We start from the raw sequence: 15,600 nt of genomic DNA, 5'->3' as shown, positions 1-15,600 counted from the left end.
CCCACCACTGAAGTGAGAACCCCATGAAAGCCACAGCTGCGGCCCAGCGCTCGCTCCTCGACCTGCAGACCGTCGATACGAACGTCACGCGGGTCACGCACCGCGTCTCGCACCTCCCGGAGATCGCCGCGATCGCCGCGGTCGTCGCCGAGCGCGACGCCCTCCGTGGTCGACTCGCGAGCGAGCTCGGCGTCGTCGAGGACGCGCGGACGGAGCTCTCCCGCATCGAGTCGGATGTCGCCGTCGTCGACACCCGCATCGCGCGCGACACCGAGCGACTCGCGGGCTCGTCGTCCGCGAAGGACGCCACGGCGCTGGAGTCGGAACTGGTCTCCCTGCGCCGTCGGAAGGAGAATCTCGAGGATGCCGAGCTCGACGTGATGGAGCGGCTCGAGGCGGCCGAGGCCGCCTATAACGAGACCGCGGCCTCGGACGCCGCCCTCCGTGACCGGATCGCGGAACTCGAGGCGGCGCGCGACGAGAGCCGTGCCGGGCTCGAGAAGGAGCTCGAGGCGCTGCGGGCTTCCCGCGCAAGCGTCATCGCGACGGTCGAGGAGTCTCTTCTCGCCGTCTACGAGCGGTCTCGGTCGCGCAGCGGCTTCGGCGCGGCGCTCTTCCGCGCCGGTACGTGCGGCGCCTGCACGATGACCCTCACCGGCAACGACTTCGCCGCTGTGAGGGCCGCTGCCCCCGATGACGTCGTCCTCTGCCCGGAGTGCGGTGCCGTCCTCGTCCGCACCGAGGAGTCCGGGCTCTGACACCACCCCTGCCGGTGACGGCGGAGCGAGCCCGACCGGTAGGATCGAGGTCGTGAACGGGTCGGCAAGACGGTCGCGTCGGTCGCACGGGTCCGCCCGTCGACCGCCGAGGAACGTCCGGGCTCCTCAGAGCAGGGCGGTGGGTAACACCCACCCGGGGTAACCCGCGAGACAGTGCAACAGAGAACAGACCGCCACCGGCGTCCGCGCCGGGGGTAAGGGTGAAACGGTGGTGTAAGAGACCACCAGCGACCGGGGTGACCCGGTCGGCTCGGTAAACCTCGCCCGGAGCAAGGTCAGACAGGGGACCATGGGGCTGCTCGTCCCGTCCCCGGGTAGACCGCTAGAGGGTTGTGGTGACGCAACCCCGAGAGAGATGGCCGTCAGCGGCATCCGTGCCGCGACAGAACCCGGCGTATCAGCTGGCCCGTTCACCTCGATCGCCGCGGCGTCGGCGCCCGATCACCTCGAGCGCCGACCGTGGGTCATGCTCCCGTGGTCGACCTCTCGGGCACGGCGGCGTGCCCCCGGTCGGCCATCGCGGCTGCGCCGAGGATGCCCGCCTTGTTGCGGTGCGTCGCGGCGATGATCGGGGTGTCGATGTCGATGAGCGGCAGGAACTGCTCGTGGTGCTTCGAGACGCCGCCGCCGACGATGAACAGGTCGGGTGCGATGAGCCGCTCGAGTCGCCGGTAGAACGTCGTGAGGAGGGCCGCCCACTCCTCCCAGCCGAGGTCGTCCCGCTCCTTCGCTCCGTAGGAGGCGACCGTCTCGATGTCCCGGCCGTCGATCTCGAGGTGGCCGAGTTCGGCGTTCGGCACGAGGACGCCGTCGAACAGGAGCGCCGTCCCGATGCCGGTGCCGAGTGTCGTGACGAGCGTGACGCCCTCGACGTCCTTCGCGGCGCCGAAACGCGCCTCGGCGAAACCGGCCGCGTCGGCGTCGTTGACGAAGGTGATGTCGCGTCCGATGGCCTTCTCGAACTTCTTCTCGGCCTTGAGACCGATCCACTCGTCCGAGACGTTGGCGGCGCTGAGGGTGCGGCCGTGCTTCACGATGGCGGGGAACGCGACGCCGAGGGCGATGGATTCGTCGTCCGACGACGGCAGTTGCGAGACGATGTCGGCGACGACCGCGACGATGTCGTCCGGCAGGCCGCCCGCGGGCGTCGCGATCTTGATGCGATCGCTGAGGAAGACCCCCTTCTCGAGGTCGACGGTGGCTCCCTTGATGCCGGTGCCTCCGATGTCGATGCCGATCGCGACCGGGGAAGTGTGTTTCGTCATCGTCCCAGCGTAGCGAGAGCCGATCCGGCGCTGCGCCCGGGGATAGGATCGGGGCAACGCGAGCGAGGAGTCACCATGTCGAGCGACGACGACAAGAAGTACTGGTACAACCTGCGCACGGGGGCGGTCGAGCACGGCTTCCTGTCCCCGTCCGTCGACAGGGCCGGCCCCTTCGACACCGAGCAGGAGGCAGCGAAGGCGCCGGAGAAGCTGCGTGAGAACAGTCGGCGGTGGGCCGAGGAAGAAGCGGCGGAGGACGCGTGACGCGCCCGACCGCTCACCGCTCGCGCTCGGCGCTGAGACTGTAGCCTGGAGTTCGCCGTGCCGACGGAGATTCACCGGGTCGACTGAAAGAGGAGTGGATGGACAAGCAGCGTGACTTCGTGCTTCGGACGATCGAGGAGCGCGGTGTCAAGTTCGTCCGACTGTGGTTCACGGACGTCGTCGGGACGCTCAAGTCGGTCGCCATCGCACCGGCAGAGGTCGAGGGCGCTTTCGCCGAGGGACTCGGCTTCGACGGTTCCGCGATCGAGGGTCTCTCCCGTTCCTACGAGTCGGATCTGCTGGCCCTTCCCGACCCGTCGACCTTCCAGATCCTCCCCTGGCGTGGTGAGATCGACCCCACCGCCCGGATGTTCTGTGACATCACGACGCCCGACGGCCAGCCCGCGGTCGCCGATCCCCGCAACGTGCTCAAGCGCACGCTCGCCAAGGCCGCCGAGGCGGGCTTCACGTTCTACACGCACCCGGAGATCGAGTTCTACCTCCTGAAGTCGGCGCAGTACGGCCCGGACGGACCCGTCCCGGTCGACAACGCCGGGTACTTCGACAACGTTCCCGGCGGAACCGCGCACGATTTCCGTCGCCGATCCGTGCGAATGCTCGAGGACCTCGGGATCTCGGTCGAGTTCAGTCACCACGAGGCCGGCCCCGGACAGAACGAGATCGACCTCCGCTACGCCGACGCCCTCACCACGGCCGACAACATCATGACCTTCCGCACGGTCATCAAAGAGGTCGCGATCGAACAGGGCGTGCATGCGACGTTCATGCCGAAGCCCCTCGCGCAGCAGCCGGGAAGCGGGATGCACACGCACATGTCGCTCTTCGAGGGCGACTCCAACGCCTTCTACGAGGCCGGCGCGCAGTACCAGCTCTCGAAGACCGGACGCCAGTTCATCGCCGGTCTCCTCATGCACGCTCCCGAGATCACGGCCGTGACCAACCAGTTCGTGAACTCCTACAAGCGACTCTGGGGCGGCGTCGGCTCGGGAATGGTGTCGGAGGCTCCGAGCTTCGTCTCCTGGGGTCACAACAACCGCTCGGCGCTCGTGCGCGTTCCGCTCTACAAGCCGAACAAGGGGCAGTCCGCGCGCGTGGAGTACCGCGCGATCGATTCGGCGGCGAACCCGTACCTCGCGTTCTCGCTCATGCTCGCGGCCGGTCTCAAGGGAATCGAGGAGGGCTACGAACTCCCGCCAGAGGCGGAGGACGACGTCTGGAGCCTCACCGACACGGAGCGGCGAGCGCTCGGCTATGACAGCCTTCCCGCGAGTCTCGACCGTGCCACGAGCATCATGGAGCGCTCGGAGCTCGTCGCCGAGACGCTCGGCGAGCAGGTGTTCAACTACGTCCTCCTCAACAAGCGTCAGGAGTGGCAGCAGTATCGCGCCCAGGTGACGCCGTTCGAGCTCGAGACGAACCTCCAGATCCTCTGATCCATGAGACGTGAGCTGGCGACCCTGAGCGGGCTCGCCCGGATGGGATTCACGTCGCTCTCGGAGGCCAGGACACGGCTCGATGAGCTCGACGGGCTCGCCGTCGTCGGGGACGTCGAGATCGTCGGCGACTTCACGGACGTGGCCGATCCCGATGCCGCTCTCGGCTCGCTGCTCGCGCTCGCGCGCAGCCATCCGGACGAAGTCCGGCAAGCATGCGTTCCGGCGTCGTCGCGCCGAACGATGCTCGCCGTGCTCGGTGCCTCGACCGGGCTGGCGGAGTTCCTCGAGCGCCACCCCGACTGCCTCGAGGTGTTCGACGCGCCGCTCACATCCGTGCCATCGGCTGAGGAACTGCGTGCGTCGCTACTCGCGTCCGTCGGCGCCGTGGACGGCGCCTCCCGGGAGGGGACCGAGGCGGAGTGGACGGCGCTGCGTATCTGCTACCGGCGGTGGCTCACCGCGATCGCCGCATTCGACCTCACATCGAGGTCGCCCATCGATGTCGTGGCCCGGATCTCGGAGTGCCTCGCCGACCTCGCCGCGGCGGCCCTCGACGCGTCCCTCGCGGTCGCACGCAGCATGGTGTCTTCGGAGATCGCCGCTCCCGGCCGGTTCCCGAGAGCCGAGGTCGCCGCCACACCCTTCGCGATCATCGGCATGGGGAAGGCCGGGGCCTCCGAGCTCAACTACGTGAGCGACGTCGACGTCATCTTCGTGACGGAGCCGCACGAGTCCGTCTCGTCCGCTCGCGCCGTCGACATCTCCACGAGACTCGCAATGCTGACCATGCGCGGGATCGCCGAGCACGGCATGGAGCCCCCGCTGTGGGAGGTCGACGCGAACCTCCGTCCCGAGGGCAAGGCGGGCGCGCTCGTCCGCACCCTCGAGTCCCACCTCGCCTACTACGACCGGTGGGCGAAGAGCTGGGAGTTCCAAGCGCTCCTCAAGGCCCGCTCCTTCGCGGGGGACCGGGAGCTCGGGGACCGGTACGTCGCCGCCGTCGCGCCGCGCGTGTGGTCGAGTTCGTCGCGCGAGGGCTTCGTGGAGAGCGTCCAGCGGATGCGGGAGCGGGTGACCGAACACATCCCCGCCGACGATGTGCACCACCAGTTGAAGCTCGGCCCCGGGGGGCTGCGTGACATCGAATTCACCGTCCAGCTCCTGCAGCTTGTTCACGGCTCGACCGACGACGCCGTTCACCAGCGCGGAACCCTCGCGGCCCTCGGCGCCCTCGCGGACCGCGGATACATCGGTCGGGCCGAGGCCGCGGACTTCTCAGCCGACTATCGCTTGCTGCGGGTCCTCGAGCACCGCTTGCAACTCACCCGGTTGCGCCGTACCCACCTGATGCCGCGCGAGGACGACGCTCTCCGGGCGCTCGCCCGGGGGTCCCGTCTCGCGTCCACGGCCCCCCAACTCGTCGAGGTGTGGGAGCGCACGAAGCACAGCGTGCGCTCGCTCCATGAGCGGCTCTTCTACCGCCCGCTGCTCAGCGCCGTCGCCGCCCTGCCGGACGACGAGTTCGCTTTGACCCCCGAGCAGGCGGCGGCGCGTCTCGCCGCCATCGGCTTCCGTGACCCCGCCGGAGCGTTCACTCACATCGCCGCGCTGACGGCCGGGGTGTCGCGCTCCGCGACCATCCAGCGCCTGCTGCTGCCCGTGATGCTCCGGTGGTTCGCCGAGGGTGCCGATCCCGACTACGGGCTCCTGACGTTCCGTCGCGTGAGCGAATCCCTGGGGGAGTCGCACTGGTTCCTGCGCATGCTACGGGACTCGTCGGGAGCGGCCGAGCGTCTCACCCGCGTGCTGTCGGGATCGCGATACATCGGCGAGCTCATGGACCGTTTCCCGGAGGCGGCCGCGTGGCTCGCCGATGACGACGAGCTGCGTGCGAAGCCGCGCGCAACGCTCGATGAGGAGATGCACGCGATCCTCTCGCGGCACGAGGACCTCGAGCGCGCCGCCGCATCGATCCGTCGTGTCCGTCGGCGGGAGATCCTCCGCCTCGCGATGTCGTCCGTGCTCGGCGTCAACTCGCTGCGCGACATCTCCGACGCGCTGTCCGACGTCACGACGGCGACCCTCGCGGGTATGGTGGGGGCGCTGCGGGATGCCGCCGCGAGCGACCCGCCCTTCGAGTTCGCCGTCATCGGCATGGGCCGTTACGGCGGCAGCGAATTGGGCTTCGGATCCGACACCGACGTCATCTACGTCTATCGGGCGACGGGAGAGCGAGCCGACGAGGTTCCGAAGGCCGCCACCCGCATCGTCCACGAACTCGCCCGACTGACCGACGACCCGCGCTTGCCGCTCGATCTCGACATCGGCCTGCGGCCCGAGGGGAAAAACGGCCCCGTCACGCGGTCCCTCGACTCGTACCGCGCTTACTACGAGCGGTGGTCGCTCACGTGGGAGGCTCAAGCCCTGCTGCGCGCACGGCCCGTCGTCGGTGACGCCGCGCTCCTCGAGGACTTCGCACGGCTCGCCGATTCGGTGAGGTACCGCGACGATGTGAGCGAGGCGGACGTCCGCGAGGTCAAGCGCATCAAGGCGCGCGTCGAGAGCGAGCGCCTTCCCAAGGGCGCCGATCCCGCCCGGCACGTCAAGCTCGGACGTGGTTCGTTGAGCGATGTCGAGTGGCTCGTCCAACTGCTCCAACTCGAGCACGCCGCGCGGATCCCGAGACTTCGCACCACGTCGACGCGCGAGGCTCTCGACGTCGCCCGGCTTGAGGGTCTCATCACGGACGACGACGCGCACACGCTCGACGCGGCGTGGGTGTTCGCGTCACGCGTGCGTTCCGCGATGACGCTGTGGCTCAACAAGACGACCGACGTCCTCCCGTCCGACCGCCGTCAGCTCGATGGCATCGCTCGTATCCTGTCCTATCCACCGGGCTCGGCGAGCGAGCTCGAAGAGGAGTACCTCGCCGTGACCCGGCGAGCGCGGGCTGTTTTCGAGCGGCTCTTCTACGGCGCGACCGACACAGGATGATCGGCTGACGGAGACGCGGTCACCGACCGCGTCTCCCGCGGGATGGTCCCGTAACGGAGCTTCCGCTGCAGGAAGGTCGTCACGGGCTGCTCGACGAAGCGGAAGAGGAGCAGAGCCGCGGCGAGCGCTCCCACCACCGAGAGAACCGTCGACAGGATCGGCAACTCGAGGCCGAGCACGTCGAGGACCTCGGGCACGATGGGCGAGACGAGTGGGTGGATGAGGTAGAGGGAGTACGACGCGTTGCCGAGGTGGACGAGCGCGTTCGGCGCGTGCTTGTCCAGCCAGGGTTCGGCGAACATGACGCCGATGAGCAGACCGGCGATCACGACGATGCGGACGAGCTGCAGCCCGTTGATGCCACCGGGCAGATCGGTGATGATGTGCAGGCCGATCACGGCGGCGAGACCGAGGAGGAGGTGGAGGACCTTCCGCGACTTCGAGAATGCGCCGATGACCATGCCGACGACGAAGTAGAGCAGGATCGGGTCGAAGTAGACGGCGAACGGTCCGTGGTCATCGGGGCGGAGAAGTGAGCCGAGCGCGAAGAGCGAGAGCACGATGCCCGTGAACCAGAACGGATTGACTCGGATCAGGAGGGCCAGCATGAACACGATCGTGAAGAAGGCCTCGTAGAGCAGCGTCCATGCGACCCCGAGCAGCGGCGCGACCGTCCCGTCGACGTTCTCGGACGGGAGGAGCAGGTAGGACAGCCCGACGTTCCCCCAGTTGAGTTCGGCGTGGAGCACGGCGGCCGGCACCGCGACGAGCGTGAGGAGCTTGACGGTCGTCGCCATCCAGTACACGGGGAGGATGCGGATTCCGCGCCGGACGACGTAGTACTTCCAGCCGTCCGAGCGGGCGCGGACGGAGCGCGCCGACACCACGGCGACGAATCCGCTGATGGCGAAGAAGAGCTCGACCGCACCGATACCCCAGACGGGGAAACCGTCGTCGAGACGCTCGTGCGCGTAGAACATCGAGTGGTGGGCCACGACGCTGACGGCTGCAAGGAACCGCAGCCCTTGCAGTCCCTTGAATCTCTTCTTCGGTGGTGACGCCTCGACACTCGCCGTCATCGGCTCTTCCCTCCTCATGGCATCCAGCACGGACGCGGGCCTCTCACCCGTCGACGTCGGCTCATGTCCGTTCGTCGTGCATCCCTCCTGAGAAGTCTAGAAGACATGAGGGCTGCTCACATCCCCCTGATCGGGGTAGGGGTGTTGCGCGACTCGCCCGGGGTGACTCGTGCGGGCCGAATTCCCTCGGTTCGTACACGACGAAGCCCCGGTGCCGTGTCGTCTCCGAGGAGACGGTACGGCACCGGGGCTTCGTACGGTGCTGGTCTGCTACACCCCGTAGTAGAGCTCGAACTCGAACGGGTGCGGACGCTGCGCGAGGGGCTTGATCTCCTTCTCGCGCTTGTAGTCGATCCACGTCTCGATGAGCTCGGGCGTGAACACGCCGCCCGCGAGCAGGAAGTCGTGGTCGGCCTCGAGAGCGTCGAGGGCCTCGCCGAGGGATGCGGGCACCTGCGGGATGAGCTTGGCCTCCTCGGGCGGGAGCTCGTAGAGGTCCTTGTCGACCGGCTCGTGCGGCTCGATGCGGTTCTTGATGCCGTCGAGGCCCGCCATGAGCTGCGCGGCGAAGGCGAGGTACGGGTTGCCGGAGGCGTCGGGCGCGCGGAACTCGATGCGCTTGGCCTTCGGGTTCGTGCCCGTGATCGGGATACGGATCGAGGCGGAGCGGTTACCGGCCGAGTAGACGAGGTTCACGGGGGCCTCGAAGCCCGGGACGAGGCGGTGGTAGGAGTTCACCGTCGGGTTCGTGAAGGCGAGGACGGCGGGGGCGTGCTTGAGCAGACCGCCGATGTACCAGCGAGCGACGTCGGACAGGCCGCCGTAGCCGTTCTCGTCGTAGAAGAGCGGCGTGCCGTCGTTCCACAGCGACTGGTGCGTGTGCATTCCCGAGCCGTTGTCGCCGAAGAGCGGCTTCGGCATGAACGTCGCCGTCTTACCCCACTGCTCGGCCGTGTTCTTCACGATGTACTTGAACTTGAGGATGTCGTCGGCGGCGTGGACCATCGTGTCGAAGCGGTAGTTGATCTCCGCCTGGCCGCCGGTGCCCACCTCGTGGTGCGCACGCTCGAGGATGAGGCCGGCGTCGATGAGCTTGAGGCTGATGTCGTCGCGGAGGTCGGCCTGCTTGTCGACGGGGCTCACGGGGAAGTAGCCGCCCTTGTACGGCGTCTTGTTGCCGAGGTTCCCGCCCTCTTCCTCGCGGCCGGTGTTCCAGGCGCCCTCTTCCGAGTCGACCGAGTAGAAGGCCTGGTTCTGCGTGACGGAGTAACGCACGTCGTCGAAGATGTAGAATTCCGCCTCGGGAGCGAAGAAGGCGGTGTCGGCGATGCCGGTGGAGGCGAGGTACTTCTCGGCCTTCTTGGCGACCTGGCGCGGGTCCTTCGCGTAGATCTCGCCGTTGCGCGGGTTGTAGATGTCGAAGACGACGATGAGGGTCCGCTCGACGCGGAACGGATCGATGTACGCGGTCGTCACGTCGGGGATGAGCTGCATGTCCGACTCGTGGATGTTGGCGAAGCCACGGATCGAGGAGCCGTCGAACAGCTGGCCGACGGTGAAGAACTCCTCGTCGACGGTCGAGGCCGGGATGTTGAAGTGCTGCTGGACACCGGGGAGATCGGTGAAGCGGATGTCGAGGAACTTGACATCCGTCTCTTTGATGAACTTGAGAACTTCGGAAGAATCACTGAACATGTGACGATCTCTCCATCGTTGGTTGCGTCGGATCCGGCTGCATGGCGCAACCTCGCCCAAGCGTATGCAGTGAGGGTTTCCCGACCATGACACCCATGTTTCCGGCATGTTACGTGGGAGGCGGATAGGATCGGACGGTGCCGTCAGAACCCCGGAATCCCGCCTCGAACGGCGCATCCGACTGGCCGGGACGGCGTATCGGGCTCCCGCAGACGGGGTCGCTCAGCATCGCGCGCCCCGGTCGCCGCATCGCGGCGCTCGTGATCGATCAGGCGCCGGCCTACCTCCTCGCGTACGCGTTCTTCCGCTCGCCCGACGGTTTCATCGACGGGCTCGCCCTCACTCTCCTGTTCGCGGCGCTGCAGATCCTGTTCATCCCGACGATCGGGGGCAGCATCGGGCATCGCGTGCTCGGGATGCGGGTGATCGCGATCGGCGGGGGATGGGTCGGCGTGTGGCGGCCGATCGTCAGGACGCTGCTTCTCGTCCTGGTGATCCCCGCGCTCATCTGGGACGCCGACCAGCGGGGGATGCACGACAAGATCGCCGGGACCGCTCTCGTGCGCTACTGACGCCGGCCGCTCATGAACCCCGGCCGACGACCGGCACCGTGAGCGCTCCGGTACGACCCCGCCCCTCGTCCCGGCGGGGGAGAGGGGCGGGGTCGACGCGACGGAACGCCGATCAGCGGGCGCGCTGCGGGCGGACCTTGTAGGGGTCGACGCCCTTCGGGATCGGAAGCGACGTGCCGAGGGAACTCAGCCGGTTCGTGACGGCGAGCACCTCCGGCTTCGTCAGCTGTGGCTTGACCCGGCGGAGCTCTCGCGGGACGCGGTGGAGCGGCACTGCGGAATCGTCGGGTCCGACGAAGAGCATGGTGACGGGGACGTTTGGGAGGACGCGCGACACCTTGCGCTTCTCGTCCTCGACCATCCGGCGCGTGCGCGACTGCGGTCCTTCGCCCACGAGAGCGATACCGCCACGGCCGATCGCTCGGTAGACCGCGTCCTGCGTTTTGCCGTTGACGGCGACGGGCATCTCGCTGCCGGCCCAGCCGCGGGGGAGCGATCCCTTGAACACGGCGCCGACGGCACCCGGTTGACCGGCGATCTGGCCGTACGCCGCTCGCTCGGCACGACGCCCGAGGATGATCATCGTGACGAGCACTCCGGCGAGGAGACCGGCCACGCTCCACAGCACGATCCCGACGATGCTGCCGCCGGAGAAGAAGATGGCGGCGAGCACGAAGACCGCCACGGACCCGACGAATCCGAGGATCATCCACCATACGACCGAGGGGTCGTACCGGCGTGTCATGTGGAAGACCTGGACCATCTGCCGGATGCGACCGGGTTCCTTCGGCGCCTTCGCTGCGCGTTCCTTGCGTGCCATGCCACCAAGAATACCCTCCGCGGGAGGCGATCCGGCGCGGATGATCGTCCGCGGGAGGAGCCGCCTGTGGAGGACCGATCGATCCACCGGCGGCGTCCGGGGCACATGTCTCGACGGGGCGCGCGACCACACTGGCGGGATGAGTACGCGCACCTCGCCGCCGCCGCACGTCGCCCCGGTCCGCCGAGCGGCGTCGGGCTCCGCGACGCAGCCACGAGGCGACGGCCTCGTCGCCGGATACCGCACGATCCGCCGCGCCGCCGACCGCCACGGCGGCCGCGTCCGCACGGGGCGGAGTGCTGGCTCACCGAGCGAGAGCGGCCCGACCGGGGAAGGTGCGCCCGGAAGCGACCGGGAGGCCGCCCCGACGGCCGTGTCCCTCGTGACATTCGATGAGCACGTCGCGGACGAGAACGCGATGCGGCTCATCGAGATGTTGGACATGCTGGCGGGTCCGGCCATTCCGCGGATCATCGACGTTGCGGACGACGAGTCGGACGGGCCCGTCGTCGTGCTGGAGTTCTGCGGAGAGTCGGTCGCATCCCTCCTCGCCGCCGGCACCGAGATCACCGCGGGCGAGGTGGTGACCCTCGTCGTCCCTATCCTGTCGGCGGTGCTGTCGCTCCATGACCGCGGATTCGCGCACGGCGATCTCTCAGTCGCGAGCATCGCGATCGGTGCAGGTGGTCGACCACTCCTTCTCGGCGTCGAGCGTGCGGTCGAGCTCGTCGGCGCCGGCCGAGACCGGGAACGCTCGGCGGCTGACGACATCCGGCGTATCGCCGACGTCCTCGCCGATCTCGCGCCCGCCGTGCGCGACCCGAGCCGCCGGCGGCGGGTCGACGAGGTGGCCGAGGCGATCCGATCGGGGGCCGGAGCGCCCTTCTCCTCGGCGTTTCGAGCAACGGCCGAGGTGCGATTGTTCGAGATCGCCGAGCCGAGTCCGCTCGTGCTCTCGTCGGCGCACGACCACGACGTCCGCAGCGGTGAACGGCCGTCGCCCCCCGTGGTGCGCGAGGAGCGACGACGGCGTGCTCGCGTCGACGAGCCCGGTCAGGGCGTCGTCGTCACCGTCGTGCGGCTGGCTGCGGCGGCTCGCGACCGCCTCGGGGCGATCAGGGTCTGGTTCGGCCTCGGTTCCGCTGCCCCACGCCGCCGCGGTCCGCTCGTCGTGGGCCTGGTGATCGTGGTCGGCACGGTCCTCGCGCTCATTCTGGTGCCGAGAGGGCATGAGTCCCGCTCGGTCGACGTGACAGGGTCGCCGGCCGCTGCGACCTCCGCCACCGTCGGCGCCCACCCGCCCCGCGCCGACACGTCGAGCGATGACACGTCGAGCGATGACACGTCGAGCGATGACACGCCGAGCGACGAGACGCCGAGCGGCGCCGGCGACGCGTCCTCGGAGGACGTCGTGGCCGGTGCCCGTGCCGTCGTCGACGGTATCGCTGCGTGTGCCGTCTCCGCGGCGGACGATTGCTGGGCGTCCGTCATCGAATCGGGAACAGCGTTGTCCGGCGAACTCGCCGCATCCGAGGACCCTCTCGGCTCGCTGCCCGACGCGCTCGCACTCCCGGTCGAAGCGGTGGAGCTCCGAGCGCGCGACGATTACGGTGACGCCCGGGTCGTACTCATCACGCCGATCGATGGAACGCGGCCGGCCTCCGTCCTGATGATCAGGACGGAGGCCGGTTGGCGACTTCGAGACGCGTTCGACGCCTAGATGCCGAGGGACCCCTCGAACGCGCCACCCTCGAGGCGGTTCTTCACCGCGACGAGGAAGCGCGCGGCGTCGGCGCCGTCCACGATGCGGTGATCGTACGACAGGGCCAGGTACACGACGGAGCGGATCGCGATCGCATCACCGCCGTCGGTCGAGACCACGAGGGGCTTCTTCGACACGATGCCGGTGCCGAGGATGGCGCTCTGCGGCTGGAACACGAGGGGCGTGTCGAACAGGGCGCCACGCGATCCCGTGTTCGTGAGCGTGAAGGTGCCCCCGGCGAGCTCGTCGGGCTTCAGCTTGTTGTCGCGCGTACGGGCCGCGAGGTCCGCGATCTGCGCGGCGAAACCGGCGAGGTCGAGATCCGCCGCGTTCCGGACCACGGGGGTCAGCAGGCCGCGCTCCGTGTCCACCGCGATGCTGATGTTCTCGTGATCCGGGTAGACGATCTGATCGCCGTCGACGACGGCGTTGATGATCGGGTACGTGCGGAGGGCCTCGGCGGCGGCGAGGGCGAAGAAGGGGAGGAACGAAAGCTTGACGCCCGTCTTCTCGAGGAAGCGGTCCTTGACCTTCTGGCGGAACGCAGCGACCTTCGTGACGTCCACCTCGACGACCGTCGTGAGCTGCGCCGTTGCCTGCAGCGAGGCGACGGCGCGCTCCGCGACGACCTTGCGGAGGCGCGACATCGGCTGGGTCGTGCCGCGGAGCGGCGAGACCTCGACGACCGGAGCGGCCGCGGAGGCGCCGGAGGCCGGAGCGGACGAGGAGGCGGACTCGGCGGCGGCGAGGACGTCTTCCTTGCGGATGCGTCCCCCCACGCCGGTGCCCGTCAGCGATGCGAGGTCGACGCCCTTGTCGTTGGCCAGGCGGCGGACGAGCGGCGTCACGTAACCCGCGCCGCCGGACGAGGCGGGAGCCTCAGCGGCTGCAGCGGCCGGAACCGCCGCGGGAGCGGGAGCGGGAGCCGCGGACGGCGCCGGGGCGGGGGTCGCAGCGGGAGCGGATTCCGGAGCGTCAGTGTCCTCGGACACGGCCTCCTGGGCGATCTCCTCGGCCTCGCTCTGCGGCTCGGCGTCGGCCGAAGCCGGAGCCTCATTCTCCTGCTCACGGGAGGTCTGGTCCGGCGTCTCGTCCGCAGGAGCAGGAGTCTCCTCGGGAGCGGACTCGGCGGGAGCCTCCTCGGCGGCCGGGGCCTCTTCGGCGGTCGGCTCAGCCGCGCCGTCGTCGGCTCCCGAGCCGTCGCCGATCATGACGAGATCGGTGCCGACCTCGACGGTCTCGTCCTCTTGGACGAGGATCTTCTCGATGACCCCGGCGACGGGGGAGGGGATCTCGGTGTCGACCTTGTCCGTCGAAACCTCGAGGAGCGGCTCGTCCACCTCCACCCTGTCGCCCACGTTCTTGAGCCAGCGGGTGACCGTGCCCTCTGTGACGCTCTCGCCGAGCGCCGGGAGGCTGACGGATTCGCTCATGACCTTGTCTCCTTCAAAACCGTACTTCGTATGACAACTCTATCGACCGGATCGCCGGTCGTCGTGAATCAGAGGGCGTGCAACGGCTTCCCGGCGAGAGCGAGGAACGCTTCGCCGAGAGCCTCGCTCTGAGTGGGGTGCGCGTGGATGAGTGGCGCGACGTCCTCCGGGTACGCTTCCCAGTTGACGGCGAGCTGTCCCTCGGCGATCAACTCGCCGACGCGCGCCCCGATCATGTGGACGCCCACGATGGGACCGTCCGCGACACGCACGACCTTGATGATGCCGCTCGTGTCGATGATCTCGCTCTTGCCGTTCCCGGCGAGGTTGTAGTCGTACGCGACGACCTTGTCCTCGCCGTGCTGCTCCTTGGCTTTCGCCTCGGACAGGCCGACGGATGCGATCTCGGGGTCGCTGTAGGTGACCTTCGGGACGTTCACGTCCGGGACGATGACGGGCTTCAATCCCGCGATCTCCTCCGCGACGAAAATCCCTTGCTGGAAGCCGCGGTGCGCCAGCTGTAGCCCGGGGACGATGTCGCCGACCGCGTACACGCCCGGGACCGAGGTCTCGAGCCGATCGTTGGTCGTGACGAAGCCGCGATCGAGGGCGACACCGACCTCCTCGTAACCCAGACCGGAGGTGGAGGGCCCTCGACCCACGGCGACGAGGAGGATGTCGGCGTCGATCGTCGTGCCGTTCTCGAGGGAGACGTGCACGCCCTGGTCGTCTTGCGTCGCGCCGGCGAACCGGATGCCGAGCGAGAAGGAGATGCCGCGCCGACGGAAGGCACGCTCGAGCAGCTTGCTGATCGCCTCGTCCTCGGCGGGGACGAGGTGGGGGAGCGCCTCGATGATCGTGACGTCGGCGCCGAAGCTCTTCCAGACGCTCGCGAACTCCACGCCGATGACCCCGCCGCCGAGGACGGCGACGCGCTGCGGCACGTGGTCGAGTTGGAGGGCGTGCTCGCTCGTCATGACACGACCGCCGATGTCGAGGCCCGGAAGCGATCGGCTGTAGGAGCCCGTCGCGAGGATGACGTTCTTCCCGGTGATGGTTCGGTCGCCGACCTGAACGGTCGTCGGCGATGTGAGGCGACCCTCGCCCTCGATCGTCGTGATGCCGCGAGTCTTGATGAGACCCTGGAGCCCCTTGTACTTCTTCGCGACGATGCCCTCGCGGTACGCCGTGACCCCGGCCATGTCGATGCCCTCGAACGACGTCGTGACGCCGAACTTCGAGGAGTCCCGCGCCACGTCCGCGACCTCGGCGGCGTGGAGCAGGGCCTTCGTGGGGATGCAGCCCCGGTGCAGGCAGGTGCCGCCGACCTTGTCCTTCTCGATGAGGCCGACGGAGAGACCGAGCTCGCTCGCGCGGAGCGCGGCGGCGTAACCTCCGCTTCCGCCCCCGAGCACGACGACGTCGAAATTCTGCTCTGACACTGAGCTTCTCCCTAATCCGTGTCGATGGTGGGATGCGG

Annotated in this window: 12 protein-coding genes and 1 other RNA gene; 7 read left to right on the top strand and 6 right to left on the bottom strand. The window is 68.7% G+C overall.

All coding sequences use genetic code 11. From position 1 onward, the window contains the following. Nucleotides 1–23: 23 nt before the first annotated feature. Together ELQ92_RS10750 and rnpB are read left to right on the top strand one after the other, a co-directional pair. Nucleotides 24–758, top strand: a complete 735-nt coding sequence (locus tag ELQ92_RS10750; RefSeq protein WP_128498950.1) for a zinc ribbon domain-containing protein — start codon at nt 24–26, stop codon at nt 756–758. Between the two features lie 57 nt (nt 759–815). Then, an RNA gene (gene rnpB, locus ELQ92_RS10745) (RNase P RNA component class A) lies at nt 816–1,192 on the top strand. A gap of 51 nt (nt 1,193–1,243) precedes the next feature. On the opposite strand, the gene ppgK is transcribed toward rnpB, so the two are convergent. Beyond that, nucleotides 1,244–2,044 (bottom strand): polyphosphate--glucose phosphotransferase, encoded by an 801-nt coding sequence (gene ppgK, locus ELQ92_RS10740; RefSeq protein WP_128498949.1) that lies wholly within the window; start codon nt 2,042–2,044, stop codon nt 1,244–1,246. A gap of 75 nt (nt 2,045–2,119) precedes the next feature. Between ppgK and ELQ92_RS10735 the strand changes: the two genes are divergently transcribed. The 3 genes from ELQ92_RS10735 (at nt 2,120) to ELQ92_RS10725 (ending at nt 6,759) form a co-directional block, all read left to right on the top strand. Further along, complete coding sequence (locus tag ELQ92_RS10735) at nt 2,120–2,308, top strand: SPOR domain-containing protein (RefSeq protein ID WP_128498948.1); 189 nt, start codon at nt 2,120–2,122, stop codon at nt 2,306–2,308. 98 nt (nt 2,309–2,406) lie between these two features. Continuing rightward, the gene (locus ELQ92_RS10730) at nt 2,407–3,762 is read left to right on the top strand and encodes a glutamine synthetase family protein (RefSeq protein WP_128498947.1); all 1,356 of its coding nucleotides are present in this window, start codon (nt 2,407–2,409) and stop codon (nt 3,760–3,762) included. 3 nt (nt 3,763–3,765) lie between these two features. Continuing rightward, nucleotides 3,766–6,759, top strand: coding sequence for a bifunctional [glutamine synthetase] adenylyltransferase/[glutamine synthetase]-adenylyl-L-tyrosine phosphorylase (locus ELQ92_RS10725; RefSeq protein ID WP_128498946.1), 2,994 nt, complete (start codon nt 3,766–3,768; stop codon nt 6,757–6,759). Here ELQ92_RS10725 and ELQ92_RS10720 read toward each other — a convergent pair. Beyond that, a complete protein-coding gene (locus ELQ92_RS10720) occupies nt 6,735–7,838 on the bottom strand; it encodes an acyltransferase family protein (RefSeq protein ID WP_166426769.1) in 1,104 nt (367 codons plus the stop codon). The genes ELQ92_RS10725 and ELQ92_RS10720 overlap by 25 nt on opposite strands. A gap of 270 nt (nt 7,839–8,108) precedes the next feature. Beyond that, nucleotides 8,109–9,533, bottom strand: coding sequence for a type I glutamate--ammonia ligase (gene glnA, locus ELQ92_RS10715; protein WP_128498944.1), 1,425 nt, complete (start codon nt 9,531–9,533; stop codon nt 8,109–8,111). A gap of 137 nt (nt 9,534–9,670) precedes the next feature. Between glnA and ELQ92_RS10710 the strand changes: the two genes are divergently transcribed. Continuing rightward, nucleotides 9,671–10,105, top strand: a complete 435-nt coding sequence (locus ELQ92_RS10710; protein ID WP_128498943.1) for an RDD family protein — start codon at nt 9,671–9,673, stop codon at nt 10,103–10,105. A gap of 112 nt (nt 10,106–10,217) precedes the next feature. Here the strand turns inward: ELQ92_RS10710 and ELQ92_RS10705 are convergent, their stop codons facing one another. Further along, the gene (locus tag ELQ92_RS10705) at nt 10,218–10,925 is read right to left on the bottom strand and encodes a DUF4191 domain-containing protein (protein ID WP_128498942.1); all 708 of its coding nucleotides are present in this window, start codon (nt 10,923–10,925) and stop codon (nt 10,218–10,220) included. 139 nt (nt 10,926–11,064) lie between these two features. On the opposite strand from ELQ92_RS10705, the gene ELQ92_RS10700 reads away from it, so the two are divergent. After that, entirely contained in the window at nt 11,065–12,645 is a 1,581-nt protein-coding gene (locus ELQ92_RS10700; protein ID WP_128498941.1) for a hypothetical protein, read from the top strand. Here ELQ92_RS10700 and sucB read toward each other — a convergent pair. After that, complete coding sequence (gene sucB / locus ELQ92_RS10695) at nt 12,642–14,120, bottom strand: 2-oxoglutarate dehydrogenase, E2 component, dihydrolipoamide succinyltransferase (protein WP_128498940.1); 1,479 nt, start codon at nt 14,118–14,120, stop codon at nt 12,642–12,644. The two genes, ELQ92_RS10700 and sucB, sit on opposite strands and share 4 nt — an antisense overlap. A gap of 68 nt (nt 14,121–14,188) precedes the next feature. Next, nucleotides 14,189–15,562 carry a dihydrolipoyl dehydrogenase gene (lpdA, locus tag ELQ92_RS10690; protein ID WP_128498939.1) on the bottom strand — a complete coding sequence of 458 codons (1,374 nt, stop codon included), beginning with the start codon at nt 15,560–15,562 and terminating at the stop codon, nt 14,189–14,191. Nucleotides 15,563–15,600 lie beyond the last annotated feature (38 nt).

The organism is Labedella populi (assembly GCF_004078655.1).
Classification (GTDB): Bacteria; Actinomycetota; Actinomycetes; order Actinomycetales; family Microbacteriaceae; genus Labedella; species Labedella populi.
The sequence above is the reverse complement of the archived record's forward strand: the minus strand, read 5'-3'. Positions and strand labels throughout refer to the sequence as shown.